General features: G+C 69.2%; 22 protein-coding genes. 14 read left to right on the forward strand and 8 right to left on the reverse strand.

What is annotated here, in order from left to right; genetic code table 11:
* Positions 1 to 126 precede the first annotated feature (126 nt).
* The 13 genes from typA (at position 127) to ACWC5C_RS24510 (ending at position 15652) form a co-directional block, all read left to right on the forward strand.
* Complete coding sequence (gene typA / locus ACWC5C_RS24450) at positions 127 to 1992, forward strand: translational GTPase TypA (protein ID WP_450878515.1); 1866 nt, start codon at positions 127 to 129, stop codon at positions 1990 to 1992.
* 448 nt (positions 1993 to 2440) lie between these two features.
* Positions 2441 to 4069, forward strand: coding sequence for a peptide ABC transporter substrate-binding protein (locus ACWC5C_RS24455; RefSeq protein ID WP_450878517.1), 1629 nt, complete (start codon positions 2441 to 2443; stop codon positions 4067 to 4069).
* An 84-nt stretch (positions 4070 to 4153) separates the two neighbouring features.
* On the forward strand, positions 4154 to 5083 hold the full coding sequence (locus tag ACWC5C_RS24460) for an ABC transporter permease (RefSeq protein ID WP_450878519.1): 930 nt from the start codon (positions 4154 to 4156) through the stop codon (positions 5081 to 5083).
* Positions 5076 to 6035 (forward strand): ABC transporter permease, encoded by a 960-nt coding sequence (locus ACWC5C_RS24465; protein ID WP_450878521.1) that lies wholly within the window; start codon positions 5076 to 5078, stop codon positions 6033 to 6035. Before ACWC5C_RS24460 ends, ACWC5C_RS24465 begins: the two co-directional genes overlap by 8 nt.
* A 26-nt stretch (positions 6036 to 6061) precedes the next feature.
* Positions 6062 to 7105, forward strand: a complete 1044-nt coding sequence (locus tag ACWC5C_RS24470) for an ABC transporter ATP-binding protein (protein ID WP_450878710.1) — start codon at positions 6062 to 6064, stop codon at positions 7103 to 7105.
* Entirely contained in the window at positions 7098 to 8273 is a 1176-nt protein-coding gene (locus ACWC5C_RS24475; RefSeq protein WP_450878523.1) for an ABC transporter ATP-binding protein, read from the forward strand. Before ACWC5C_RS24470 ends, ACWC5C_RS24475 begins: the two co-directional genes overlap by 8 nt.
* A 308-nt stretch (positions 8274 to 8581) precedes the next feature.
* Entirely contained in the window at positions 8582 to 10213 is a 1632-nt protein-coding gene (locus ACWC5C_RS24480) for a peptide ABC transporter substrate-binding protein (RefSeq protein WP_450878525.1), read from the forward strand.
* A gap of 3 nt (positions 10214 to 10216) precedes the next feature.
* A complete protein-coding gene (locus tag ACWC5C_RS24485) occupies positions 10217 to 11140 on the forward strand; it encodes an ABC transporter permease (protein ID WP_450878527.1) in 924 nt (307 codons plus the stop codon).
* Positions 11133 to 12152: an ABC transporter permease gene (locus tag ACWC5C_RS24490; protein ID WP_450878529.1), complete on the forward strand. Its 1020-nt coding sequence runs from the start codon at positions 11133 to 11135 to the stop codon at positions 12150 to 12152. Before ACWC5C_RS24485 ends, ACWC5C_RS24490 begins: the two co-directional genes overlap by 8 nt.
* 2 nt (positions 12153 to 12154) lie before the next feature.
* Positions 12155 to 13213 carry an ABC transporter ATP-binding protein gene (locus tag ACWC5C_RS24495; RefSeq protein ID WP_450878531.1) on the forward strand — a complete coding sequence of 353 codons (1059 nt, stop codon included), beginning with the start codon at positions 12155 to 12157 and terminating at the stop codon, positions 13211 to 13213.
* Positions 13152 to 14228 (forward strand): ABC transporter ATP-binding protein, encoded by a 1077-nt coding sequence (locus ACWC5C_RS24500; RefSeq protein WP_450878533.1) that lies wholly within the window; start codon positions 13152 to 13154, stop codon positions 14226 to 14228. The genes ACWC5C_RS24495 and ACWC5C_RS24500 overlap by 62 nt, the downstream gene beginning before the upstream one ends.
* Positions 14229 to 14257: 29 nt before the next feature.
* On the forward strand, positions 14258 to 15046 hold the full coding sequence (locus ACWC5C_RS24505) for a GNAT family N-acetyltransferase (RefSeq protein ID WP_450878535.1): 789 nt from the start codon (positions 14258 to 14260) through the stop codon (positions 15044 to 15046).
* Between the two features lie 153 nt (positions 15047 to 15199).
* Positions 15200 to 15652, forward strand: coding sequence for a DUF4234 domain-containing protein (locus tag ACWC5C_RS24510; RefSeq protein WP_450878537.1), 453 nt, complete (start codon positions 15200 to 15202; stop codon positions 15650 to 15652).
* Between the two features lie 21 nt (positions 15653 to 15673).
* Here ACWC5C_RS24510 and gap read toward each other — a convergent pair whose 3' ends face one another.
* From gap to ACWC5C_RS24530, 4 genes are all read right to left on the reverse strand, one after another.
* Positions 15674 to 16672, reverse strand: a complete 999-nt coding sequence (gene gap / locus ACWC5C_RS24515; RefSeq protein WP_450878538.1) for a type I glyceraldehyde-3-phosphate dehydrogenase — start codon at positions 16670 to 16672, stop codon at positions 15674 to 15676.
* 83 nt (positions 16673 to 16755) lie between these two features.
* Positions 16756 to 17712 (reverse strand): GlxA family transcriptional regulator, encoded by a 957-nt coding sequence (locus tag ACWC5C_RS24520; RefSeq protein ID WP_450878540.1) that lies wholly within the window; start codon positions 17710 to 17712, stop codon positions 16756 to 16758.
* 10 nt (positions 17713 to 17722) lie between these two features.
* The gene (locus ACWC5C_RS24525) at positions 17723 to 18376 is read right to left on the reverse strand and encodes a TetR/AcrR family transcriptional regulator (RefSeq protein WP_450878542.1); all 654 of its coding nucleotides are present in this window, start codon (positions 18374 to 18376) and stop codon (positions 17723 to 17725) included.
* A gap of 82 nt (positions 18377 to 18458) precedes the next feature.
* A complete protein-coding gene (locus tag ACWC5C_RS24530) occupies positions 18459 to 19136 on the reverse strand; it encodes a DUF3159 domain-containing protein (protein ID WP_450878544.1) in 678 nt (225 codons plus the stop codon).
* Positions 19137 to 19218: 82 nt separating this feature from the next.
* Between ACWC5C_RS24530 and ACWC5C_RS24535 the strand changes: the two genes are divergently transcribed.
* Positions 19219 to 21129, forward strand: a complete 1911-nt coding sequence (locus tag ACWC5C_RS24535; protein ID WP_450878546.1) for a S9 family peptidase — start codon at positions 19219 to 19221, stop codon at positions 21127 to 21129.
* Between the two features lie 12 nt (positions 21130 to 21141).
* On the opposite strand, the gene ACWC5C_RS24540 is transcribed toward ACWC5C_RS24535, so the two are convergent.
* The 4 genes from ACWC5C_RS24540 to ACWC5C_RS24555 form a co-directional block, all read right to left on the reverse strand.
* Positions 21142 to 22242, reverse strand: coding sequence for an ABC transporter ATP-binding protein (locus ACWC5C_RS24540; protein ID WP_450878548.1), 1101 nt, complete (start codon positions 22240 to 22242; stop codon positions 21142 to 21144).
* An 11-nt stretch (positions 22243 to 22253) separates the two neighbouring features.
* The gene (locus ACWC5C_RS24545) at positions 22254 to 23276 is read right to left on the reverse strand and encodes an ABC transporter ATP-binding protein (protein WP_450878550.1); all 1023 of its coding nucleotides are present in this window, start codon (positions 23274 to 23276) and stop codon (positions 22254 to 22256) included.
* A 13-nt stretch (positions 23277 to 23289) separates the two neighbouring features.
* A complete protein-coding gene (locus ACWC5C_RS24550) occupies positions 23290 to 24267 on the reverse strand; it encodes an ABC transporter permease (RefSeq protein ID WP_450878552.1) in 978 nt (325 codons plus the stop codon).
* Between the two features lie 78 nt (positions 24268 to 24345).
* Positions 24346 to 26145 (reverse strand): ABC transporter substrate-binding protein, encoded by a 1800-nt coding sequence (locus ACWC5C_RS24555; protein WP_450878554.1) that lies wholly within the window; start codon positions 26143 to 26145, stop codon positions 24346 to 24348.
* Positions 26146 to 26169 lie beyond the last annotated feature (24 nt).

Below are 26169 nucleotides of genomic sequence, written 5' to 3' on the forward strand. Positions count from 1 at the left end.
TGGCGGCATCCGTCCCCGCGCCGTCCCCTTACCATGGGGTGAGCCGTGGCGTAAGCAGCCCGGCGGAAAGGCGCGCCGGATCAAGGAGCGCGCAGCCACCCACGAAACCGGGAGAAGCGCGCTCGTATGCCCACGCGCCACGACATTCGTAACGTCGCCATCGTCGCTCACGTCGACCATGGCAAGACGACCCTCGTCGACGCCATGCTGAAGCAGGCAGGTGCGTTCGCCGCGCATCAGCAGGTGGACGACCGGGTCATGGACTCCAACGACCTGGAGCGCGAGAAGGGCATCACCATTCTCGCGAAGAACACCGCCGTGAAGTACCACCCGGCGGACGGCAGTGACCCTGTCACCATCAACATCATCGACACCCCCGGCCACGCCGACTTCGGTGGCGAGGTCGAGCGCGGCCTGTCCATGGTCGACGCCGTGGTGCTGCTGGTGGACGCCTCCGAGGGCCCGCTGCCGCAGACCCGCTTCGTACTGCGCAAGGCGCTGCAGGCCAAGCTGCCGGTCATCCTGTGTATCAACAAGACGGACCGCCCGGACTCCCGGATCGACGACGTCGTCAACGAGGCGTACGACCTCTTCCTGGACCTGGACGCGACCGAGGAGCAGATCGAGTTCCCGATCGTCTACGCCTGCGCCCGTGACGGCATCGCCTCGCTGACCAAGCCGGAGGACGGCACCGTCCCGGCCGACAGCGACAGCCTGTGGCCGTTCTTCGTCACCCTGCTGGAGACCGTCCCGGCGCCCGAGTACGACGCGGCCGCCCCGCTCCAGGCCCACGTCACCAACCTGGACGCGGACAACTTCCTCGGCCGGATCGCGCTGCTCCGCGTCGAGCAGGGCGAGCTGAAGAAGGGGCAGACCGTCGCCTGGATCAAGCGCGACGGCACGATCTCCAACGTCCGCATCACCGAGCTGATGATGACCGAGGCGCTCACCCGCAAGCCCGCCGAGGTGGCCGGTCCCGGCGACATCTGCGCGGTCGCCGGTATCCCGGACATCATGATCGGCGAGACCCTGGCCGACCCCGAGAACCCGATCGCGCTCCCGCTGATCACCGTCGACGAGCCCGCCATCTCGATGACCATCGGCACCAACACCTCGCCGCTGGTCGGCAAGGGCGGCAAGGGCCACAAGGTCACCGCCCGGCTGGTCAAGGACCGGCTGGAGAAGGAGCTGATCGGTAACGTCTCGCTGCGCGTGCTGCCGACTGAGCGTCCCGACGCCTGGGAGGTGCAGGGCCGCGGTGAGCTGGCGCTGGCGATCCTGGTCGAGACGATGCGCCGGGAGGGCTTCGAGCTGACCGTCGGCAAGCCGGAGGTCGTCACCAAGGAGGTCGACGGCAAGCTCCACGAGCCGATCGAGCGCCTGACCATCGACTCCCCCGAGGAGCACCTCGGCGCCATCACCCAGCTGATGGCGAGCCGCAAGGGCCGCATGGAGACCATGACCAACCACGGGTCCGGCTGGATCCGCATGGAGTGGATCGTCCCGGCCCGCGGCCTGATCGGGTTCCGCACCGAGTTCCTGACCCAGACCCGAGGCACCGGTATCGCGCACTCCCTCTTCGAGGGCCACGAGCCGTGGTTCGGCGAGCTGCGCACCCGTAACAGCGGCTCCCTGGTGGCCGACCGCTCGGGCGCGGTGACCGCGTTCGCGATGACCAACCTCCAGGAGCGCGGCGTGCTCTTCACCTCGGCGGGCACCGAGGTGTACGAGGGCATGATCGTCGGCGAGAACTCGCGCGCCGACGACATGGACGTGAACATCACCAAGGAGAAGAAGCTCACCAACATGCGGTCCTCGACCGCGGACGTGACCGAGTCCCTGGTGCCACCGCGGCTGCTCTCGCTGGAGCAGTCCCTGGAGTTCTGCCGCGACGACGAGTGCGTCGAGGTGACCCCGGAGACCGTCCGCATCCGCAAGGTCGTCCTCGACCAGAAGGAGCGCGGCCGCGCCGCCTCGCGCGCCAAGCGCTAGTTCTTCGCCTCCGTACGCCTCCGTACGCCTCCGTACGTCCCGACAGCCCGGGCCTTCCGCTTCTTTCGCGGGGCCCGGGCTGTCGGGGTTTCAGAAGGGCGCCCGTCAAGGGGATATCCGGCGAGCGGCGTCCGGTTATCGGAGCTGAGGCTCCGCATGATGTGTTAACAGTCCGTTTCGCGCGTGTCTGTCTGTGACAGATTTGTCCGGATTCCGAAGCTCCGCGCGTAGATGATGTGACCAAAGCGAGACCCATAAGGTGTGGTTTACGGGGCTGGCGTGCTCAATCATGGGGTCCATTGAGCTCGGGTCAACGGGTCGCGCGCTGTGGGGAGTGCGGGCCTTCGAGCACATCTGGGGGGTCCGGTCCCTTTCGCTGTCAGGGGTGTCAGCGTGTCTCCGGGCGCCCCCTCTCGTAGCAGCAGAGGACTCCTGAGGAGGCAAACCCATGCGTGGTGCCAAGAGCGCCAAGTGGGTCGCGATGGCCGCGGTCGTGGCACTGGGCGCGACCGCTTGTGGCGGCGGCGGTGACAGCGGTGACAACGCTAACAAGAAGGTCGATCCCAAGGGGATCGTCAGCTACGCCAACGGTGAGCCGCAGAACTCGCTGATGCCGGCCAACACCATGGAGGCGTACGGCAGCGTCGTCATCGACTCCCTCTTCACGGGTCTCGTCGGCTACGACAAGTCCGGCAACATCACGTACGAGAACGCCGAGTCGGTCACGCCGAACGGCGACAACAGCGTGTGGACCGTCAAGCTCAAGCCGGGGTGGACCTTCCACAACGGCGAGAAGGTCACCGCCAAGTCCTATGTCGACACATGGAACTGGGACGCCAACCCGGCCAACGGCCAGCAGAACAGCGCCTGGTACCGGGACATCGAGGGTTACGACAAGGTCCACCCGGAGAAGGGCAAGGCCAAGGCCGAGACCATGTCCGGCCTGAAGGTCGTCGACGACAACACCTTCACCATCAAGCTGGCGAACCCGATCCCGTACTTCGCGTACAAGCTCGCCTACTCCTCCTTCTACCCGCTGCCCTCGGGCGCGCTGAAGGACCCGAAGAAGTTCGGGGAGAGCCCGGTCGGCAACGGACCGTACAAGTTCAAGAGCTGGCAGCACAAGAAGTCGATCCAGGTCACCGCCTGGAACGGCTACAAGGGCCCCAGCAAGCCGAAGAACGGCGGCATCGACTTCAAGGCGTACACGACGCCGCAGTCCGCGTACAACGATCTGCGCTCGGACAACGTCGACACCATGCCGCTGGTGCCGGACAGTGAACTCGCCAACTTCAAGTCGGACTTCGGCAAGCGCGCGATCAATACCGACTTCTCCGCGATCGACACGATCAACCCCGCCTTCTACACGAAGCAGTGGAAGGACATCGACGTCAAGGTCATCCAGGGCCTGTCGATGGCGATCGACCGCGAGACCATCGCCAAGACCACCTTCTTCGGCAACCGTGAGCCGGCCACCGGCTGGGTCGCCAAGGGTGTGAAGGGCTACCAGACCGACGCGTGCGGTGATATCTGCAAGTTCAACCCGGCCAAGGCGAAGCAGCTGATCAAGCAGGGCGGCGGCGTCCCGGGTAACAAGATCTCGATCCAGTACAACGCCGACCAGCCGCACAAGGGCTGGGTCACCGCGACCTGCAACAGCATCACCAAGGCGACCGGCGTGAACTGCGTGGGCGACCCGGTCACCGACTTCCAGGCCGACACCGAGATCCGTGACCAGAAGAAGGTCAAGTCGATCTACCGCTCCGGCTGGGTGCTCGACTACCCGTTCAACGGCAACTTCCTGGCCGACCTCTACGGCACCGGCGTCGACGGCAACCGGGGCGACTTCTCCGACCCGAAGTTCGACGCGCTGGTGAAGAAGGCCGACGAGGCCAAGAGCGTTGACGAGTCGGCGAAGCTGTACCAGGCCGCCGAGAAGGAACTGCGGAACTCGATGCCCGGCATCCCCACGTTCTACAAGAAGGTCAACTCGGCCTACTCGAACAACGTGAAGAAGATCGAGTTCGACCAGGCCGGGGACCCGATCCTCTGGAACGTCGAGGTCTTCAAGAAGTAGTCGCTACGGAGTATTCCGTCCCGCAGCGGCGTCCGGCGATACCGGGCGCCGCTGCGGGCGGCTCCGGAATGGACGGAGGCACCAATGGGGCGCTACGTCGCGAGGCGACTGCTCCAGATGATCCCGGTGTTCATCGGGACAACCCTGTTGATCTTCCTCATGGTCAACGTGCTCCCCGGCGATCCCATCCGGGCGCTGTGGGGTGACAAGCCGCCGGACCCCGCGCAGGTCGCGCAGATCCGGCACGACAGAGGGCTGGACCTTCCTCTGTGGCAGCAGTACCTGCACTACATGGGGGGTCTGTTCCAGGGAGATTTCGGCAGGACCATCGCCGGTAACCGGCCGGTCCTCGACGAGATCACGCAGGCGTTCCCGGTGTCGATGCGGCTCGCCGCCATGGCCTGGACCTTCGAGCTGGTCGTCGGCATCACCCTCGGCGTCATCGCGGGCATCCGGCGCGGCAAGGTCATCGACACCGCTGTCACGCTGTTCACCTTGGTCGTCATCTCCGTCCCGATCTTCGTCATCGGTCTGGCGTTCCAGCTGTACTTCGGAAACCAGCTCGGGTGGATCACACCGACCGTCCAGGACTCCACCAACGTCGGTCAGTTGATGGTCCCGGCGCTGGTGCTCGGCATGGTCGGTCTCGCGTACGTCGCCCGGCTGACCCGCACCTCGATCGCGGAGAACCGGTCCGCCGACTACATCCGCACCGCCACTGCCAAGGGTCTGCCGCGCAAGCGGATCATCACGGTGCACCTGCTGCGCAACTCGCTCATCCCCGTGGTCACTTACCTTGGCACGGACATCGGCAGCCTCATGGCCGGCGCCGTCGTGACGGAGGGCATTTTCAACGTGACCGGCGTCGGCAACCTGCTCTTCGAGGCGCTCGCACGCCGCGAGGGCGCGGTCATCGTCGGTATCGTCACCGTTCTGGTGCTCGTCTATCTCCTCGCCAGCCTGCTCGTCGACCTGCTTTACGCGGTCCTGGACCCGAGGATCCGTTATGCCTGAACTGACCAAGGCCTCGTCCGCGAGCGAGGAAGCCGCCGCGGTCGTCGTGGGCACGTCCGTCACCACGGACGCCGGTCCGGGGCCCGAGAAGCCGCGCAGCCTCGGCGCCGACGCCTGGCGGGATCTGCGCCGCAACCCGCTGTTCGTGGTCTCAGGGTTGCTGATCATGGTGATCCTGCTCGTCGCCGCGTTCCCCGGCCTGTTCACCAGCGCCAGCCCGACCACCGGCGACCAGGCCAACCACTTCCTGGGCAAGCCGAACCTCGGCCATGTCTTCCAGGAGGACTGGTTCGGCTACGACGGCACGGGCCGCAGCCTGTACGCGCGGGTGCTCTACGGTGCCCGCAACTCGATCATCGTCGGCCTCGGCGTGACGCTCCTCGTCACCCTCTTCGGCGGTCTGATGGGCATGCTCGCCGGCTATTTCGGCGGGTTCTGGGACAGCCTCATCTCGCGTCTGACCGACGTGTTCTTCGGCATCCCGTTCCTGCTCGGCTCGATGGTCGTGCTCAACTCGTTCACCCAGCGCACCGTCTGGGTGGTCACGGGTGCGCTGGCCTTCCTGGGCTGGACGCAGATCGCCCGGGTCATGCGCGGCGCGGTCATCACGACCAAGCACGCGGACTACGTCGTGGCGGCCAAGGCCCTGGGCGCCGGCACCAAGCGGATCCTGTTCCGGCACATCCTGCCGAACGCGATCGCTCCGGTGATCGTCGTCGCGACCATCTCGCTCGGCACGTACATCGTCGCCGAGTCGACGCTGTCCTATCTGGGCCTCGGGCTCGGTGACAGCTCCATCTCCTGGGGCGGCGACATCTCGGACGGTACCCAGTTCATCCGTAACTTCCCGCACGTACTACTCTTCCCGGCTGGCGCCCTGAGCATCACCGTGCTGGCGTTCATCATGATGGGCGACGCCGTGCGCGAAGCCCTCGACCCCAAGCTGCGCTGAGGGAGGCGTACGTGACCATCATCGACATGCCTGCGGACGTCCCCGCTCCGCGCCCGGACGAGGACAGCGGCCACAAGCTGCTCGAGGTGCGTGATCTGCACGTCGAGTTCCATACTCGTGAGGGCATCGCCAAGGCCGTCAACGGAGTCAACTACAGCGTGGACGCGGGCGAGACGCTCGCCGTGCTCGGTGAGTCCGGCTCCGGCAAGTCCGTGACCGCGCAGGCGATCATGGGCATCCTGGACATGCCGCCCGGCAAGATCCCGCAGGGTGAGATCCTCTTCCAGGGCCAGGACATGCTGAAGTTGTCCGCCGAGGAGCGCCGGAAGGTCCGCGGCAACAAGATCGCGATGATCTTCCAGGACGCGCTGTCCGCGCTGAACCCGGTGCTCTCCGTCGGCTACCAGCTCGGCGAGATGTTCCGGGTCCACCAGGGGCTCTCCAAGAAGGACGCCAAGGCCAAGGCCATCGAGCTGATGGAGCGGGTCCGCATCCCCGCCGCCAAGGAGCGGGTGGGCGACTATCCGCACCAGTTCTCCGGCGGTATGCGCCAGCGCATCATGATCGCCATGGCGCTGGCCCTGGAGCCGGACCTGATCATCGCCGACGAGCCGACCACCGCGCTCGACGTCACCGTCCAGGCCCAGGTCATGGAACTGCTCGCGGAGCTTCAGCGCGAGTACAACATGGGACTGATCCTGATCACCCATGACCTGGGCGTGGTCGCGGATGTCGCCGACAAGATCGCGGTGATGTACGCGGGCCGGATCGTGGAGACCGCCCCGGTGCACGAGCTGTACAAGCGCCCGGCCCACCCGTACACCAAGGGACTGCTCGACTCGATCCCGCGGCTGGACCACAAGGGCCAGGAGCTGTACGCGATCAAGGGGCTGCCGCCCAACCTGCTCAAGATCCCGGCCGGTTGCGCCTTCAACCCGCGCTGCCCGAAGGTCCAGGACATCTGCACCACCGACGTCCCGCCGCTGGCCGCGGTGGCGGAGCAGGACGGCACCGCGCTGCCGGGCCGCGGCAGCGCGTGCCACTTCTGGAAGGAGACGATCCATGGCTGAGACGGAGAAGAACGACAAGGCCGTGGACGTCGCCAAGGACGCCGCCAAGGGCACGGACGCCACGCCCAGTGTCACCGAGGTGACGACGGTCGAGGTGGCCACCGAGGACGAGGCGGTCGCGGCGCTCGACGCGCAGGTCGACCGGGGCGAGCCGATCCTCCAGGTGCGCAACCTGGTCAAGCACTTCCCGCTGACCCAGGGCATCCTGTTCAAGAAGCAGGTCGGCGCGGTCAAGGCGGTCGACGGGATCTCCTTCGACCTCTACCAGGGCGAAACGCTCGGCATCGTCGGCGAGTCCGGCTGCGGCAAGTCCACCGTCGCCAAGCTGCTGATGACCCTGGAGACCGTCACCGCGGGCGAGGTGTTCTACAAGGGCCAGGACATCACCCGGCTCTCCGGCCGCGCCCTGCGCGCCGTCCGCCGCAACATCCAGATGGTCTTCCAGGACCCGTACACCTCGCTCAACCCCCGGATGACGGTGGGAGACATCATCGGCGAGCCGTACGAGATCCACCCCGAGGTCGCGCCCAAGGGCGACCGGCGGCGCAAGGTCCAGGAGCTGCTGGACGTCGTCGGCCTCAACCCCGAGTACATCAACCGCTATCCGCACCAGTTCTCCGGCGGCCAGCGCCAGCGCATCGGCATCGCCCGCGGCCTCGCGCTCAACCCGGAGATCATCATCTGCGACGAGCCGGTCTCGGCGCTGGACGTGTCGGTGCAGGCGCAGGTCATCAACCTGATGGAGAAGCTGCAGGACGAGTTCAACCTGTCCTACATCTTCATCGCCCACGACCTGTCCATCGTCCGGCACATCTCCGACCGGGTCGGCGTGATGTACCTGGGCAAGATGGCCGAGATCGGCACCGACGCCGAGATCTACGACCACCCGACGCATCCGTACACCCAGGCCCTGCTGTCCGCCGTCCCGGTGCCCGACCCGGAGGCGCGGGAGGGCCGGGAGCGGATCATCCTCACCGGCGACGTCCCCTCTCCGGCCAACCCGCCCTCCGGTTGCCGCTTCCGCACCCGCTGCTGGAAGGCCGAGGACAAGTGCGCGAAGGAGGTGCCGCTGCTCGCCATCCCCGAGCGTTTCGCCGGTACGGACTCGCTCGCGGCGCACGAGTCGGCGTGCCACTTCGCGGAGGAGAAGGACGTGGTGCACGCGTAAGCCGCGCGTAGCGCTTGTTGGAGGGCGTCCGGCCACCGGCCGGGCGCCCTCCGGCGTCTCACGGCCCGGCCCGCCGCCCCGCTGTTGAATCGATTAAAGATGTGGAACAGGCTCTTGAATCGCGGGGAACGATAGGCCACAGTGGCATAGAAAGCGCTTGCCGAGCGCGGGACGTACCGCTCGGCTCGCGCTTTACCAATGCCACCGGGCCGCTGCCACGGACAGCGGTCACCGGCGTGCGGGTCTCCCGGCCCTGGGGTGTGATGAGGGCCTGAGACGGATCTTGGAACGGGTCCTCGGGAGGCGCCATGCGCGGAGCCCAGCACGTCCTGCGTGCCCGGTGTGTGCTGTGCGCCCTGTGCGTGGCCGCCGTCCCGGCCGCCGCGGGCTGCGGCGGTGATTCCGGTTCGTCCGAGGGCATCGTCCGCTCCTCCTGGGGCGACCCGCCGAACCCGCTGGAGCCCGCCAACACCAACGATGTCCAGGGCGGCAAGGTCCTCGACATGATCTTCCGGGGGCTCAAGCGGTACGACCCGGCGACCGGCGAGGCCAAGGACGCGCTCGCGGAGCGGATCACCACCGACGACCAGCGCACCTACACCGTCACCATCAAGAAGGACCGGCGGTTCGGCAACGGCGAGAAGGTCACCGCCAAGTCCTTCACGGACGCCTGGAATTACGGCGCCCTGCTCGACAACAAGCAGCGCAACGCCTACTTCTTCGAGTACATCGAGGGGTACGACAAGGTCCACCCCGTAACCGGCCGCCCCACCGCCCGCACCCTCTCCGGGCTGCGGGTGACGGGGGAGCGGACCTTCACCGTCCGGCTCACCCAGAAGTTCTCGTCCTGGCCCAAGACGCTCGGCTACAACGCCTACGCGCCGCTGCCCCGGGCCTTCTTCGAGGACCACGAGGCCTGGCTGAAGAAGCCCGTGGGCAACGGCCCGTACCAGGTGGCGTCGTACGACAAGGGCGCGGTCATGAAGCTGCGCGCCTGGGGCGGCTACCGGGGTCCCGACAAGGCCCGTAACAAAGGGGTCGACCTCCGCGTCTACACCGACAGCAACACCGCCTACACCGATCTCCAGGCGGGCAATCTCGATCTGGTGGACGATGTCCCGGCCCAGCAGCTGAAGTTCGTCCGCTCCGACCTCGGCAACCGCTACATCAACCAGCCCGCCGGGATCATCCAGACCCTCACCTTCCCGATGTACGACAAGGCGTGGAGCGGGCCCGCCCGGGCGAAGCTGCGGCGCGGCATCTCCATGGCGATCAACCGCGCCCAGATCACCGACCGGATCTTCCGGGGCACCCGCACCCCCGCCACCGACTGGACCTCCCCGGTGCTGCGCCGCCAGGGCGGCTACCAGCCGGGGCTGTGCGGGGACGCCTGCGGTTACGACCCCGAGCGGGCGCGGAAGCTGATCGCGGCGGGCGGCGGGCTGCCCGGCGGCCGGATGACGATCACGTACAACGCCGATACCGGCTCCCACAAGGACTGGGTCGACGCCGTCTGCAACAGCGTCAACACCGTGCTGCGCAGCGACCGGGCGTGCGTCGGCAAGCCGGTCGGCACCTTCGCCGACTACCGCAACAAGATGGCCGGGAAGCGGATGACCGGACCCTTCCGGGCGGGCTGGCAGATGGACTATCCGCTGATCCAGAACTTCCTGCAGCCGCTGTACTACACCGACGCCTCCTCCAACGACGGCCACTGGAGCGACACCGGCTTCGACCGGCTGGTGAACCAGGCCAACGCGGCGTCCGCCGACGGGGCGTCCATCACCGCCTTCCAGGACGCCGAGAAGATCCTCGCCCGGCAGATGCCCGCCATCCCGCTCTGGTACCAGAACGGCAGCGCGGGCTACGCGCCCCGGCTGCGCGAGGTGACCCTGAACCAGTTCAGCGTGCCCGTCTACTCCCAGATCAGGGTCGGCTGAGCCATGGGCCGCTATGTGCTGCGGCGGCTGCTGCAGATGATCCCGGTCTTCCTCGGCGCCACGTTCCTGATCTTCTTCATGGTCTACGCGCTCGGCGACCCGGTCGCCGCCCTGTTCGGCGACAAGGCCCCCGACCCGGCCACCGCGGCCCGTATCCGCAAGGACCTCTACCTCGACGAACCGTTGTGGAGCCAGTACGTCCACTACATGGGGCAGGTCTTCGGCGGCCAGTTCGGCACCGCCTTCAACGGCCAGCCGGTCACCGAGCTGATGGCCGAGGCCTTCCCCGTCACCCTGCGGCTCACCATCGTCGCCATCGTCTTCGAGATGGCGCTCGGCGTCACCCTCGGCGTGCTCAGCGGACTGCGCCGGGGCCGGGGGCTGGACACCTCGGTGCTGCTGCTCACCCTGGTCGTGGTCTCCATCCCGACGTTCGTCAGCGGCACCGTGCTGCAGTACGTGTTCGGCGTGGAGTGGGGCTGGGCCCGGCCGTCCGTCGCCCCCGAGGCGCCGTTCACCGAACTGCTGCTGCCCGGGGTGGTGCTGGGCCTGGTGTCCCTCGCGTACACCACCCGCCTCACCCGCACCTCGCTCGTCGAGAACGCCCGCGCCGATTACGTCCGTACCGCCGTCGCCAAGGGGCTGCCGCGCCGCCGGATCGTCGTCCGGCATCTGCTGCGCACCTCGCTGATCCCGGTGGTGACCTTCATCGGCACCGATATCGGCGCGCTCATGGGCGGGGCCATCGTCACCGAGCGGATCTTCAACATCCATGGCGTGGGCTACCAGCTCTACCAGGGCATCCTGCGCCAGAACTCGCCGACCGTGGTCGGCTTCGTCACCATCCTGGTGATCGTCTTCCTGCTCGCCAATCTGCTCGTCGACCTCCTCTACGCCGTGCTCGACCCGAGGATCCGGTATGCCTGAGCCCTTTGAGCCCCTTGAGTCTTGTAAGACACGACCTGAAACGACAACTGACATCGCCGCCACCGGCACCGCGACCCTGGAGGGCGGGCCACGGGGCCGACCGTGGCTGCGCCGCCCCCTGCCGGGCCTGCGGTGGCGCCCGGGCTCCGGCGGCGGCCCGGCGCCCGGGGCGCGCGGGCTGTGGTCCGACGCCTGGCACGATCTGCGCCGCAACCCCGTCTTCGTCGTCTCCGCGCTGGTCATCCTCTTCCTCGTGACCATCGCGGTGTGGCCGCAGCTGATCGCGGACGGCAATCCGTACCAGGGCGACCTGGCCAAGGCGCAGGACGGCCCGGCCCCCGGCCACCCCTTCGGCTTCGACCTCCAGGGCCGCGACGTCTACACCCGCACCGTCTACGGCGCCCGCGCCTCCATCACCGTCGGCATCTGCGCCACCGCCGGAGCGGCCCTGCTCGGCAGCGTGCTGGGCGGCCTCGCCGGGTTCTTCGGCGGCTGGTGGGACGGGCTGCTCTCGCGGATCGCCGATGTCTTCTTCGGCATCCCGATCCTGCTCGGCGGGCTGGTCTTCCTGTCGGTGGTCACCAGCGGTTCGGTGTGGCCGGTGGTCGGCTTCATCGTGCTGCTGGGCTGGCCGCAGATCTCCCGTATCGCCCGGGGCGCGGTCGTCACCGTCAAACAGCAGGACTACGTGCTCGCGGCGCGCACCCTCGGCGCGGGCAACGGCCGGATGCTGCTGCGGCACATCGCCCCCAACGCCGTCGCCCCCGTGATCGTCGTCGCGACCATCGCGCTCGGCACGTACATCGCGCTGGAGGCGACCCTGTCGTTCCTCGGCGTCGGGCTGAAACCTCCCACCGTCTCCTGGGGCATCGACATCTCGTCCGCGTCCACCCAGATCCGCAACGCCCCGCACATGCTGCTGTGGCCCGCGGCGGCGCTCAGCATCACCGTGCTCGCGTTCATCATGCTCGGCGACGCGGTGCGCGACGCCCTCGACCCGAAGCTGCGCTAGCCGTGACCCGGCTGCTGGACGTACGGGACCTGCGCGTCGCCTTCCGCACCCGGGACGGCGTCGCCGAGGCGGTGGGCGGGGTGAGCTACGCCGTCGACGCGGGGCGGACGCTGGCCGTGCTGGGCGAGTCGGGCTCGGGGAAGTCCGTGACCGCGCAGGCGATCATGGGCATCCTCGACACCCCGCCCGCCTTCGTCACCGGCGGCAAGGTCTTCTTCCAGGGCCGCGATCTGCTGACCCTGGGCCGCGAGGAGCGCCGCCGGATCCGTGGCGCCAAGATGTCGATGATCTTCCAGGACGCGCTGTCCGCCCTCAACCCGGTGATCCCGGTGGGCGCCCAGCTCGCCGAGATGTACCAGGTGCACCGGGGCATGTCGCGCGGGGACGCCCGGGCGCGGGCCGTCGAGCTGATGGACCGGGTCCGTATCCCGGCCGCGAAGGCGCGGGCCGGGGACTATCCGCACCAGTTCTCCGGCGGGATGCGCCAGCGCGTCATGATCGGCATGGCGATCGCGCTGGAGCCGGAGCTGATCATCGCCGACGAGCCGACCACCGCGCTCGACGTCACCGTCCAGGCCCAGGTCATGGATCTGCTGGCGGAGCTGCGCCGCGAGTACGCCATGGGGCTCATCCTGATCACCCACGACCTGGGCGTGGTCGCGGACGTCGCCGACACCATCGCCGTGATGTACGCGGGCCGGATCGTGGAGACCGCGCCGGTACGCGACCTGTACCGGCGCCCCGCCCATCCGTACACCCGTGGCCTGCTCGACTCCATCCCGCGCGTGGACCAGCGGGGCGGGCAGCGCGGCGGCGAGCTGTACGCGATCAAGGGGATGCCGCCCAGCCCGCTCGCGATCCCCCCTGGCTGCCCGTTCAACCCCCGCTGCCCGCGCGCCCGCGACCTCTGCCGCACCGACCGGCCGCCGCTGTACGAGGTGGCCGGTGATGGGGCCCAAGGGCGGGCCAGCGCCTGCCACTTCTGGAAGGAGGAGCTGCATGGCCTCGACCCCCTCGACCCCCTCGGCGCCGCCGGTACCGTCGGCCCCCTCGGCGGCTGACCCCGCCCCTCCCGTCCTGGAGGTACGCGGCCTCGCCAAGCTCTATCCGCTGACCCGGGGCGTGGTGGTGAAGCGGCGTACCGGCGCGGTCCGGGCGGTCGACACCGTCTCCTTCGACCTGCGGCGCGGCGAAACCCTCGGCATCGTCGGCGAGTCCGGCTGCGGCAAATCCACCCTCGCCCGGCTGCTGGTCGGCCTGGAGCGGCCGACCGCCGGTTCGATCCACTACCGGGGCGAGGACATCACACGGCTGTCCGGGCGCGCCCTGCGGGCCGTCCACCGCAACATCCAGATGGTCTTCCAGGACCCGTACACCTCGCTCAACCCCCGGATGACGGTGGGCGACATCGTGGGGGAGCCGTACGAGATCCACCCCGAGGTCGCGCCCCGGGGCGACCGCCGCCGCGCGGTCCAGGAGCTGCTGGACGTCGTCGGCCTCAACCCCGAGCACATCAACCGCTATCCGCACCAGTTCTCCGGCGGCCAGCGCCAGCGCATCGGCATCGCGCGCGGCCTCGCCCTGCGCCCCGAGGTCATCGTCGCGGACGAGCCGGTGTCGGCGCTGGACGTCTCGGTGCAGGCCCAGGTGGTCAACCTGCTGGAACGGCTCCAGGACGAATTCGGGCTCTCCTACGTCTTCATCGCCCACGATCTGTCGGTGGTACGGCACATCAGCGACCGGGTCGCCGTGATGTACCTGGGCCGCTTCGCGGAGACCGGCACCGGCACCGAGATCTACGACCACCCGACGCATCCGTACACCCAGGCCCTGCTGTCCGCCGTCCCGGTCCCCGACCCCGAGGCCCCTGCCCGCCGGGCCCGCATCCTGCTGACCGGCGACGTCCCCTCCCCGGCCGACCCGCCCTCCGGCTGCCGCTTCCGCACCCGCTGCTGGAAGGCGGCCGCCCGCTGCGCGGCGGAGGTGCCGGTGCTGGCGGTGCCCCCGGACCTGCCGGGCGAGGCCGCGCACCCGTCCGCGTGCCACTTCGCGGAGGAGCGCGCTCCGAGTGGCTAGCGCGGGGGCGCCCGCCTAGCATCCGCACCATGCCGACTGATCTTCAGCGCGCCATCGACTTCCGGTCCCTCTTCGCCCGGCGCCAGTCGGCTGAGGTCAGGCCGGTGCCCGGCGGGTTCCTGGTGCTGGACGAGCGGTACGCGCTCTCGCACGAGCACAACCAGATCCACGTCGACGGGCCCCTCGACCCCGCCGCGCTCCCCGAGGCCGCCGACGCGGCCATGGCGGGGCTGGCGCATCGGCGGGTCACCGTCCACGACGACCGGCTCGGGCTCGCGTGCGCGCCCTCGATGGCCCTGGCGGGGTACGAGCACGACGTCGAGCTGGTCATGACCCACACCGGACCGGTGCCGGAACCGGCGCCCGGGCGCGGGAAGGTCGAGGAGCTGGACCTCGGGCCCGATCCGTACGGGCCGCTGTGGCGGGCGCTGGCGAACCAGCAGCGGCTGTGGATGCCGGACGCCGACGAGGAGACGGTACGTCAGATGGTGGGGCGGCGGGCCGCCCGGCGGGACGGGGCCGAGGACGTACGGTTCGTGGCCGTGCACGACGAGGGCGGCGAGGTCGCCTCCTGGGCGGACCTCTACCTGGAGCCCGACGAGGGCGTCGCCCAGATCGAGGAGGTGGCCACCGCCGAGCACGCACGGCGCCACGGATACGCCGACGCCGTGCTGTCCGGCGCCCTCCAGCGCGCGGCGGACGTGGGGTGCGCCCTGCGGTTCCTGGTGGCCGACGCCGAGGACTGGCCGCGCCACTGGTACGCCCGCCGCGGCTTCACCACGGTGGGCCGCACCCACGTCTTCTCGCGCTTCAGCTGACGGCTGTCGCCGCTGGTCAGCGGGTGGCGAGGGCCGATCCCGGCAAGGTACGGTGACGAACGGTCACACATCAGCAACTACGCCTATTTTTGCCCCATTTCCCTGCCAAGCTGTCTCCACTTGAGAACAACAGCAATACACGGAGCACGAGATATGTCTGACGGCCAGCACAACTACCAGCACCAGCAGGGTCCGGGGAGTGGCCTCACCGGCCTGGCCATGAAGCGCCGCGGGACCCTCATGACGTGGCTCGTCCTGCCGTTCATCACCCTCGGCATCTATGGCCTGGTCTGGTATTACAAGATCCACAAGGAGGCGCAGGAGTTCGACCGGCGCCAGGACCTCAGCCCGGCAGGCAGTCTGCTGGTCATGATCCTCCTGGGCTGGACCCTGATCGCTCCGCTGATCTCCTTCTACAACACCGGGAAGTCCGTCGCGAACGCTCAGCGGGCGGCCGGGCTGCCCGCGACGTGCAGCCCCCTCCTGAGCAGCTTGTTGATGTTCGTGTTCGGCGTGAACGTTTGGTACATCCAGCGTCAGCTCAACCTGGTCGTCGACGCCTACCCGGGCGTTGAGCCGGGTACCGAGGTGACCTTGGCGGCCTGACCCCCGAGGATCTTCTCGCGCTCAGCTGACGGCGAGGAGTTCGAGCGTGTCGATCACGCGGTTCGAGAAGCCCCACTCGTTGTCGTACCAGGCCACGACCTTGATGTGGCGGCCGTCGACGCGGGTGAGGGCCGAGTCGAAGATCGCCGAGGCCGGATTACCCGTGATGTCGGATGATACGAGCGGGTCGTCCGAGTACTCCAGGACGCCCGCGAGCCGCCCCTCCGCCGCCGTGCGGTACGCCGCCAGCACGTCGTCGCGCGTCACGTCGCGGGCGACGGTCGTGTTGAGTTCGACGATCGAGCCCACCGGGACCGGCACGCGGATCGAGTCGCCCGACAGCTTGCCGTCGAGGTTCGGCAGCACGTGGCCGATCGCCTTGGCCGCGCCCGTCGTGGTCGGCACGATGTTGACACCGGCGGCGCGGGCGCGGCGGGCGTCGCGGTGCGGGCCGTCCTGGAGGTTCTGCTCCTGCGTGTAGGCGTGCACCGTCGTCATGAAGCCGTGCTCGATGCCCGCCAGTTCGTCGAGCACCGAGGCCAGCGGCGCGAGCGCGTTGGTGGTGCACGAGGCGTTCGAGACGATCGTGTGCAGCTCCGGGTCGTACGCGTCGGTGTTCACCCCGTAGGCGAGCGTGACGTCGGCGCCGTCCGACGGCGCGCTGACGAGCACCTTCTTCGCGCCCGCGTCGAGGTGGGCGCGGGCGGCCTTGGCCGAGGTGAAGCGGCCGGTGGCCTCCAGCACGATGTCGACGCCGAGTTCGGCCCACGGCAGCCGCGCCGGTTCGCGCTCGGCCAGCACCGTGATGCGACGGCCGTCCACGACGAGGGCGTCCCCGTCGGCGGTCACCGGGCGGCCGAGCCGACCGGACGTGGAGTCGTAGGCGAGCAGCCGGGCGAGGGTGGCGGGCTCGGTGAGGTCGTTGACGGCGACGACCTCGATGGCGCTCTCGCGTTCGAGCAGTGCGCGCAGCACGTTGCGTCCGATGCGGCCGAATCCGTTGATGGCGATGCGAGTCATGCCACCAGGATTCGTGCACGGCATCCGTCGTGGCAGCGGCGTGAGCGCCACTCTTCACAAGGATCGCGCCACCCGGCGGCGGGCTATTCGCCCAGCGTGAAGGTGCGGCGGTACTCGCTCGGCGTGGTGCCGAGGATGCGCTGGAAGTGGAGCCGCAGATTCGCCCCGGTGCCGAGGCCGGTGTCGGCGGCGATCTGCTCGACGCTCCGCTCCGAACGCTCCAGCAGCTCACGGGCCATATCGATGCGGGCGCGCATGACCCACTGCATCGGCGTGTACCCGGTGTCCTCGGCGAAGCGCCGCGAAAAGGTGCGCGCAGAGACGGCCGCGTGCTGGGCGAGGGTTTCGAGGCTGAGGGGCTCGCCGAGCCGGTGCAGCGCCCACTCGCGGGTGGCGGCGAACCGCTCGCCGAGCGGCTCGGGCACGCTGCGCGGCACGTACTGCGCCTGGCCGCCGCTGCGGTAGGGGGCCGCGACCAGGCGCCGGGCCGCGTGGTTCGACGCGGCCACCCCGAGGTCGCCGCGCAGGATGTGCAGGCACAGGTCGATGCCCGAGGCGGCACCGGCCGACGTCAGGACGCTGCCCTCGTCGACGAACAGGACGTTCTCGTCCACCTGAACGCGGGGGCGCTTGGCCGCGAGCGCCCGCGTGTAATGCCAGTGCGTCGTGGCGCGCTTGCCGTCGAGCAGGCCCGTGGCGGCGAGCGCGAAGGCCCCCGTCGAGATCGCGGCGAGCCGCGCGCCCCGACCGTGGGCGGCGATCAGCGCGTCGATGACGGGCGGCGGCGGGTCGTCGCGGTCCGGGAACCGGTAGCCGGGGATGAAGACGGTGTCGGCCCACGGGAGCGCGTCGAGCCCCTGGGCGACGTGGTACGACAGCCCGTCCCCGCCGGTCACGAGGCCGGGCGCCGAGCCGCACACCCGCACCTCGTACGGCATGCTCGCGCGGGTCGTGAACACCTGAGCGGGAATGCCGACATCGAGCGGCTTCGCGCCTTCGAGCACCAGGACGGCGACGCGACGCAGGCGGGAGGCTGACACGCGGACCAGGCTACGTGGGGGCGACCGCGTCGCCGATCGCGCCTCCCGTGGCCGTGCGGACGGCGTGTGCCATGCGTTCCGGGGCGTCGTCCCACTGCGCGCGGTCGGCGCCGTCGAGAAGAGCCGCGCCGATCTCCTCGTTGAAGACCCGGATGGCGGCGGAGGCCGCCGCGGCGTGCACGCGCACCTGGAGGTCGGTGGCCGGGTGTCCCAGCCGCTTCGCGATGATCTCGGCCATCTCGCGCTCCACCTGGTCGCAGGCCATCAGCCAGGCGGTACGCAGGGCCGGTTCCGTGTCGGCCAGCCGGATCATCCGGATCGCGAGCGCGTTGTCGTCCACCTCGACGGCGCTGGCCTCGCGATGGAACCGGCCCGCCTCCGCGCGGAAGCGCTCTTCGAGCGAGAGGTGCGCGGGCCAGTCGCGCAGCGTGCGCATCTCCCATTCCACCCCTTGGATGACGATGGGTTCGGCGCAGCTTTCCTTGCTGCGGAAGTGGCGCCAGATGGTGCGGGTGGACAGTCCCACCGCCTCGGCGATCTGGTCGCCGCTGGTGGCGTCCACGCCCTGTTCCCAGAACAGGCGGGACGCCTCCCGGGAGATCTCCAGGCGCAGCCGGTGACGCCGCTGCTCGCTCATCCCGCCGCCACGCTTGGCCGTCGCCATGCCGGTCACCTTCGCTCGTATCCCTGCCAGCACATCAGTGTCATAGTGACACTAAGTGACGTCCGGTGTCAGGCTGGGGAGGTCAGGCGCTCTTGGCGGGCAGCAGGCCGAGGGCCGCCAGCCGCTTGTTCGAGCGCCGCGCGGCCCAGGCGACGACCAGGAAGCCCAGGGCGAGCAGCGGGAAGCCCAGGGCGATCTTGGCGATGCCCAGCGAACCGACCTGGTCGGTCTCGTAGAAGTACTGCTTGACGGCGAACCGGGCGCCGAAGAGGGCGGCCAGCACGAGCGTGGCGATGTCGTAGTAGAGCCGCGAGCGCTTGTCCGCGCGCCAGACGTGGCCCTTGCCGGTGGCCCCGTTCCAGATCACACCGGCCAGCGGCCACCGCACGAGGACGGAGGCGAGGAAGAGGACGGCGCCCGCCAGGCTCGCCCAGATGCCGATGAGGAAGTAGTCCTTGGCGGAGCCGGTGAGCCAGACGACGCCGCCAGCGAGCGCGACGCCGAACACGCCGCTGATCGCGGGCTGCACCGACTCCTTGCGCACCAGTCGCACCACGCCGATGGCGATCGCGACGGCGAAGGCGGCGATGACCGCCGGCTTGAGCCCGCTGACGTTGTGGGCGATGACGAAGGTCAGCGCGGGCAGCGCCGAGTAGGCGATCCCCTTGACGCCTCCGGCGTGGTCGAGGGCGGACGGCCGCTGCGTCGTGTGCTCCGCAGGCGTGTCGGGCTCTGTCTCCAGGACGCTCTTGGTCTTCATGATGGCTGGTTCTCCCGAGATCGCTTGTGTCACTGAATGCTATGTTGGCATTAAGTGACAAGCAAGCAAGGGGAGAATCGACATGGCATCGCGGGGGACCATCTCCGTCGAGGAGTTCTTCAGGCCACCGGCTCGGGCGAGGGTCACCCTCTCGCCGGACGGCAAGACGCTGGCGTACCTGGCGCTGTGGAAGAACCGCATGAACGTCTGGATCGAGAGCGTCGACGCGCCGGGCGACGCGCGGTGCGTGACCACCGAGGACCGCGGAGTGGTGAGCTATCACTGGACCCGTGACCCGAGGTGGCTGCTCTACTCCCGGGACCAGGGCGGCGACGAGAACCTGCACCTCTACCGCGTCGACCTGGCGGACCCGGACGCCGCCGCGGTGGACCTCACGCCCTATCCGGGGGTACGGACCGTGGGCCTCGACCTGCCCGCCGGGCGGCCCGGCAAGGTGATCACCCAGCTGAACCTGCGCGACCGGGCCCGGTTCGACCTGGTCGAACTCGACATCGCCACCGGCGACCTCACGACCCTCGCCCGGAGCCCCGGGGGCCAGGTCGACGGGTGGCTGTTCAGCGAGCGCGAGCTGTTCGCGGTGGCGACGACGGCCGAGGGCGATGTCGAGCTGTCCCGGTGGGACGGGGCGACGGGCGCGCTGGACCCCGTGGCGCGGTTCGAGGGCGGCCATGCTCCGCTGGGGACCTTCCCCATGGAGGTCACGCCGGACGGCACCGGGGTGTGGCTGGGCTCGAACCGGGGGAGCGACCGTCTCCGCCTGGCCCGGCTCGATCTGGCCACCGGCGAGGAGGCAGAGGTCGACTCCCACCCGCGATACGACCTGGACACCCGTGCCCAGGTCTTTCCCGCCCTGCCCTCCCCGCTGATCCGCGATCGGCGCACAGGTGAGCTGCTCGGAGTCCGCTACCTCGGGGAACGGCAGGTGATCCACGCGCTGGACCCGCACTTCGCCGCCGTACTGGAGAATCTGGAGAAGCTGTCCGACGGCGATCTCGCCGGGCTGTCCTCCGACGAGAGCGGACAGCGATGGGTGGCCGCCTTCACCCACGACCGCGACCCCGGCGCCACCTTCCTCTACGACCACGCCACCGGCGAGAGCCGCCTGCTCCACCGGGCGAAGCCGCACCTCGACCCCGGGTCACTGGCGCCGATGCGCCCGGTGTCGATCACCTCCCGCGACGGCCTGACCCTGCCCCTGCACCTGACACTGCCGGTCGGCATCGAACCGTCCCGGCTGCCGCTGGTCCTGTTCGTCCACGGCGGCCCCTGGACCCGGGACAGCTGGGGGTACCACCCCGCCGCACAGCTCTTCGCCAACCGTGGCTGCGCGGTGCTGCAGGTCGATTTCCGGGGCTCCACCGGCTACGGCAAGGCGTTCACCCGGGCCGGTATCGGAGAGTTCGCGGGCACGATGCACGACGACCTCATCGACGGCGTGCGGTGGGCGGTCGACCAGGGGTACGCCGACCCGGACCGCGTCGCGATCATGGGCGGCTCGTACGGCGGCTACGCGGCACTGGTCGGCATCACCTTCACCCCCGACGTCTTCGCCGCCGCCGTCGATGTCGTCGGCGTCTCGGACCTGGCCAACTTCCTGCGCAGCCAGCCCGACTTCGTCAAACCGATGCTCGCCTACAACTGGTTCACGTACGTCGGTGACCCGGCCGACCCGGAGCAGGAGGCCGACATGCTGGCCCGCTCCCCGATCAGCCGCGTCGACCGGATCCGCACCCCGCTGATGGTGGTGCACGGCGCCAACGACGCCCGCGTCGTCCTCGCCGAGTCCGACCAGCTCGTCGAAGCCCTCCGCGCCCGAGGCGTCCCCGTCGAGTACACCGTCATGGAGGACGAAGGCCACGCCATCGAGAACCCGGAGAACGTGATCGCCCTCTACACCGCGGCGGAACGCTTCCTGGCCGAACACCTGGGCTTCGAGGCCCACAAGGCGGTCGGTGGCGGCTGGAGCGCCTGAGCCGTAAGCCGTTCAGCCCTTCCGTAGCGCGTCGTTCGCGGACAGCGCCGGGTCGAGGACGATGTCCTCGGCGCGGGCCTCGGTGGTGGGGGCCTCGGGGAAGTGGCAGGCGGAGAGGTGGCCCTCGCGGTTGCCCTCGATGCGCAGCAGGGGCGGCTCTTCCGCCGCGCACTTGTCCTGGGCCTTCCAGCAGCGGGTGCGGAAGCGGCAGCCGGAGGGCGGGGCGATGGGGGAGGGGACGTCACCGGCGAGGCGGATGCGTTCGCGGTGGGACACCTCCGTGTCGTCCTCGGCCATCACCACGGCCGCGTCCGGGACGGCGGACAGCAGGGCGTGGGTGTACGGGTGGCGGGGGCGGCGGTAGATGGAGTCGCGGTCGCCGACCTCGACGATTTTCCCGAGGTACATCACCGCGACGCGCTGCGAGAAGTGCCGTACGACGGCGAGGTCATGGGCGATGAAGAGGAAGGCGATGCCCAGCTCGCGCTGGAGCCGCTGGAGGAGGTTGACGACCTGGGCCTGGATGGAGACGTCGAGGGCGGACACCGGTTCGTCGGCGACGATCAGCCGGGGTTCCAGGGCGAGCGCGCGGGCGACGCCGATGCGCTGGCGCTGGCCGCCGGAGAACTCGTGCGGGAAGCGGTTGTAGTGCTCGGGGTTGAGGCCGACGGTCTCCAGCAGCTCGCGCACCCGGGCCTCGCGGCCGCCGGGCGGGCGGATGCCGTTGATCTCCATCGGGCCGGAGATGATGGTGCCGACGGTCTGCCGGGGGTTCAGCGACGAGTACGGGTCCTGGAAGATCATCTGGATCTCGGAGCGGACCGGGGCGAGCTGTCCGCGGTCCGCGTGGGTGATGTCCCGGCCCCGGTAGGCGATCCGCCCGGCGGTCGGCTCCAACAGCCGGGTGAGCAGTCGCCCGGTGGTGGACTTGCCGCAGCCGGACTCGCCGACCAGGCCGAAGCTTGTCCCCGCGTGCACGGTCAGGTCGATGCCGTCGACGGCCTGGACGGCGCCCACCTTCCGCCGGAAGGGGAAGCCGCCCATGATCGGGAAGTGCTTGGTCAGCTTCTCTGCGACCAGGAGGGGTTCGGGGGCGCCCGACTCGATGCTCATCTCAAAGCTCCTTAGCCCAGCCGGGGCTTGATCTGCTCGGTGAAGAGGCTCTGCTTCCGCTCGGCGCCCAGGTGGCACGCCGCGCCCCGGCCGTCCGGGAGCGCGGGCCGGTCGCCGCGGCAGCGCTCGCCGGACACCTCCGTCGTATAGCCGCAACGGGGGTGGAAGGGGCAGCCGGGCGGCGGGGCGAGGAGGCTCGGCGGGGAGCCGGGGATGGGGGTGAGCGGTTCGTCGACGGAGGAGGAGAGCCGGGGCATGGAGCCCAGCAGCCCCCAGGTGTACGGGTGTTGGGGCGCCCGCAGCACCTCGCGGACCGTACCGCGCTCGACGGCCCGGCCCGCGTACATCACCAGCAGATCGTCGGCGGTGTTGGCGACCACGCCCAGATCGTGGGTGATCAGAATGATCGCGGAGCCGAACTCCTGCTGGAGGTCTTTCAACAGGTCCAGGATCTGGGCCTGCACGGTGACGTCGAGCGCGGTGGTCGGCTCGTCGGCGATCAGCAGATCGGGGTCGCAGACCAGCGCCATGGCGATCATGGCGCGCTGCCGCATCCCGCCGGAGAACTGGTGCGGATAGTCGTCCACCCGCAGCCGCGCGTTGGGGATGCCGACCTTCTCCAGCATCTCGATGGCGCGCAGCCGGGCGTCCCGCTTGGAGGCGCCGGTGTGCTTGCGGTACGGCTCGGAGATCTGGCGGCCGACCGTGTAGTACGGCGAGAGGGCGGTCAGCGGATCCTGGAAGATCATCGCCATGGTGTTGCCGCGCAGCCGCTCCAGGGTGCGCTCAGGAGCGCCGGTCAGCTGCTTCCCGTCGAGGTGGATCTCGCCCGTGACGGTGGTGGTGCGCGGGTCGTGGAGGCCGAGGACGGTCAGGTTGGTGACGGACTTGCCGGAGCCGGACTCGCCGACGATGCCGAGTGTCCGGCCGCGTTCGAGGTCGAAGGAGAGCCCGTCCACGGCCTTGACGGTGCCGTCCTCGGTGGCGAAGCGGACGTGCAGGTCGCGTACGGACAGGAAGGGTTCGGTGGTCACGTCGGGCGCCCTTCTAGGCGAGGCGTACGCGCGGATCGATGACGGCGTAGGCGGCGTCGACCAGGATGGTGAACACCACGATGGCCGCGGCGCTGACCAGCATCACGCCCATCAGCATCGGCAGATCGGTCAGCTGGACGGATTCCACGGCGAGCCGCCCGATGCCGTGCAGGGTGAAGGTGTACTCGGTGACCATCGCCCCGCCGAAGAGGGAGCCGAGGTCGATGCCGAAGATGGTGACGATGGGGGCGATGGCACCGCGCCAGGCGTAGCGGAAGAAGACCGTCCGGCCGGAAAGGCCCTTGGCCCGGGCCGTACGGACATGGTCCTCCTGGAGCTGCTCGACCATCTGGGAGCGGGTCATCCGGCTGTAGTTGGCCATGAAGATCAGCGAGAGCACCAGCCAGGGCAGCAGCATCCCGCTGAACCACTTCGCCGGATTGTCGGTGAAGGGGTGGTAGGCGGGCTGCTCCATGATCCCCAGGCCGCTGACGAACCAGGCCAGGCACAGCACGCCGACGAAGTAGATCTGCAGGGACGCGCCCAGCAGCGACAGCGAGCTGACGAACTTGTCGATCCAGGTGCCGCGCCGCCAGGCCGCGACCATCCCGATGCCGATCCCGCAGACCAGGAACACCGCGGCGCCGCCCAGCGCGAGCGAGAGGGTGGTCGGGAAGCGGTCGACGATGGTGCCCCACACCGGCTCCTGGCTGACGAAGGAGTAGCCGAAGCAGGGGGCGTCGCAGTGCCCGACCGCGAAGTCCCGCCCGGCGACGATCCCGGCCATGAACTTCGCGTACTGCACCGGGACCGGCTCGTCCAGGCCGAGGTTCTTGTTGATGATCGCGAGCGAGGTGGGATCGCAGCTCTTGCCGCAGGCGAGCCGGGCGGGCTCGGCGGGCAGGGCGAAGAAGAGGAAGAAGGTGATCGCGCTGATCAGCAGCAGGATCACGATCGCGCCGAGGGACCGGCGGGCGAGGAATCTCAGCATGGCGTCGGAGATCTTCCGGTAGGTGCGGGCCCGGCCGCGCCGCGGCGGTACGCGCGCGGCGCGGCCGGGTGCCGGTGGCTACTTGACGAAGACGGCCGTGGGGTCCACGGCCCCGTAGACCGCGTTCCACTTCACTCCGCCGATGCCGGAGCCCCAGAGGGTGAACAGCCGGTTGTAGAAGGTCGGGACCGCGGGCACCTCGTCGGTGAGGACCTTCTCGCTGAGCTTCATCCACTCCGTGGTGGCCCGGCCCAGGTCGCCGACCTTGGCGACCCGGTCGATCTCCTTGTCGACCGCCGGGTCCTTCAGATGGCTGTAGTTCGCCGAGTCGTTGTAGACGTTCTTTCCGCCGTACACCGGAGGGACGACGGTCGAGGCGGAGGGCCAGTCGGCGGACCAGGAGGACCGGTAGAGGTCGTACGTGTTGTCCACCTTCCCGATCTGGCTGTAGTAGGTGGTCTGGTCGATCTCCTTCTTCTGGACCGTGAACCCGGCCCGCTCCAGGGCCTGCTGGACGACGACCGAGGCGTCCTGGTGGGTGTCGCCGTTGCCGTACGCGTAGACCAGCTCGTACCCCTCCTCGCCCGCCTCCTTCAGCAGCTCCTTGGCCTTCTTGGCGTTGCCGCCGGGGTACTTCTTCTTCTGGAACGGGTCGAACGACGGGTTGTAGCCCTTGAGCGTCGGGCCGACCAGGCCGCCCGCGACCTCACCGCCCTTGGGGCCGCCGAACTGCTGGAGGTACTGACCGCTGGGGAAGGCCCAGGCGATCGCCTCGCGCACCTTCTTGTTCTTGACCCGGTCCGTATTGATCGAGACGACGTCCACATACGGCTGGGTCTCGGTCATCGACCGGGCCATCGCGTCCTTGTTCTTGAGGACCGCCGATATCTGTGAGGGGTCGACCGCGTTGGTCCAGGTCATGCCGTTCTTGTCGGCGCCCTTGTCGGCCACCAGACGGCGAGTGGAATCCACCCACTGATGACCGAAGGAGACATCGAAGGCGTTCACATACTGATGGCGGATCGGATCGGTCTTGGGGTCCCAGTGCTCGTTCTTGACGAACTGGATGCCCTTGCCCGCCTTGAAGTTCTTGACCTTGTACGGACCGCTGGCCACCGGCGCCTTGTCGTACTTCTCCTTGGTGTCCTTGCCCGGCGGCACCGCCCCGATGTTGGGCATGGCCACGGCGAACGGCACCTCGGCGCGCGGCTGGTCGAAGTGGAAGACGACGGTCTTCTCGTCCGGTGTGTCCAGCACCGACTTCGGCAGGTGCTTGCCCTTGTACGGGCCGTCCGGCAGCGCCTTGCGGTACTTCTGGCCCTCGCCCGACAGCCACTGCTGCAGATACGTCGGCCCGTTGGTCTGATACGGCGCGTACAGCCGCTCGACGGCGTGCCGGACGTCCTTGGAGGTGATCGGCGAGCCGTCCTCGAACTTCAGCCCGTCCTTGAGCGTGTACGTCCACGTCCGGCCGCCGTCGGAGGACTTGCCGGTGTCGGTGGCCAGATCGCCGACCAGCGTGACCTTCCCGGTCTTGTCGTCGATCCGGTAGTTGGTCAGCGTCCTGTTGTAGAGGGTCTGCATGATCAGCTCATCGCTGACATAGATCTGGCCCGGGTCCAGATGCTCGAAGGCGTCGCGCTGGAGGACCGACACCGTGCCGCCCTTCTTGGCGCCCGGCAGCTCCTTGGCGGGCCCGGCGGAGTCGGCGGCGCTGCCCAGGGTGATCCCCTGGGCCTTCATCTCCGGCTCCTTGGACTCCTTGGGGGCCGAGCCGCCGCCGCTGCTGCACGCCGAGAGCGCCAGCGCGCCCACGGCGAGGGCGACGACGTAGCCGCGCGCTCTGGGCCTGCTGTTCAACGTCATGTTCAACGTCATGGTGGTAGATGCACCTGCCTCGCT

The sequence above is a fragment of the Streptomyces sp. NPDC001700 genome, from assembly GCF_053596435.1.

Coding starts and splice junctions, on each gene's coding strand:
- typA (WP_450878515.1), top strand. CDS start 127: ATGCCCACGCGCCACGACATTCGTAACGTCGCCATCGTCGCTCACGTC.
- ACWC5C_RS24455 (WP_450878517.1), top strand. CDS start 2,441: ATGCGTGGTGCCAAGAGCGCCAAGTGGGTCGCGATGGCCGCGGTCGTG.
- ACWC5C_RS24460 (WP_450878519.1), top strand. CDS start 4,154: ATGGGGCGCTACGTCGCGAGGCGACTGCTCCAGATGATCCCGGTGTTC.
- ACWC5C_RS24465 (WP_450878521.1), top strand. CDS start 5,076: ATGCCTGAACTGACCAAGGCCTCGTCCGCGAGCGAGGAAGCCGCCGCG.
- ACWC5C_RS24470 (WP_450878710.1), top strand. CDS start 6,062: ATGCCTGCGGACGTCCCCGCTCCGCGCCCGGACGAGGACAGCGGCCAC.
- ACWC5C_RS24475 (WP_450878523.1), top strand. CDS start 7,098: ATGGCTGAGACGGAGAAGAACGACAAGGCCGTGGACGTCGCCAAGGAC.
- ACWC5C_RS24480 (WP_450878525.1), top strand. CDS start 8,582: ATGCGCGGAGCCCAGCACGTCCTGCGTGCCCGGTGTGTGCTGTGCGCC.
- ACWC5C_RS24485 (WP_450878527.1), top strand. CDS start 10,217: ATGGGCCGCTATGTGCTGCGGCGGCTGCTGCAGATGATCCCGGTCTTC.
- ACWC5C_RS24490 (WP_450878529.1), top strand. CDS start 11,133: ATGCCTGAGCCCTTTGAGCCCCTTGAGTCTTGTAAGACACGACCTGAA.
- ACWC5C_RS24500 (WP_450878533.1), top strand. CDS start 13,152: ATGGCCTCGACCCCCTCGACCCCCTCGGCGCCGCCGGTACCGTCGGCC.
- ACWC5C_RS24505 (WP_450878535.1), top strand. CDS start 14,258: ATGCCGACTGATCTTCAGCGCGCCATCGACTTCCGGTCCCTCTTCGCC.
- ACWC5C_RS24510 (WP_450878537.1), top strand. CDS start 15,200: ATGTCTGACGGCCAGCACAACTACCAGCACCAGCAGGGTCCGGGGAGT.
- gap (WP_450878538.1), bottom strand. CDS start 16,672: ATGACTCGCATCGCCATCAACGGATTCGGCCGCATCGGACGCAACGTG.
- ACWC5C_RS24525 (WP_450878542.1), bottom strand. CDS start 18,376: ATGGCGACGGCCAAGCGTGGCGGCGGGATGAGCGAGCAGCGGCGTCAC.
- ACWC5C_RS24530 (WP_450878544.1), bottom strand. CDS start 19,136: ATGAAGACCAAGAGCGTCCTGGAGACAGAGCCCGACACGCCTGCGGAG.
- ACWC5C_RS24535 (WP_450878546.1), top strand. CDS start 19,219: ATGGCATCGCGGGGGACCATCTCCGTCGAGGAGTTCTTCAGGCCACCG.
- ACWC5C_RS24540 (WP_450878548.1), bottom strand. CDS start 22,242: ATGAGCATCGAGTCGGGCGCCCCCGAACCCCTCCTGGTCGCAGAGAAG.
- ACWC5C_RS24550 (WP_450878552.1), bottom strand. CDS start 24,267: ATGCTGAGATTCCTCGCCCGCCGGTCCCTCGGCGCGATCGTGATCCTG.
- ACWC5C_RS24555 (WP_450878554.1), bottom strand. CDS start 26,145: ATGACGTTGAACATGACGTTGAACAGCAGGCCCAGAGCGCGCGGCTAC.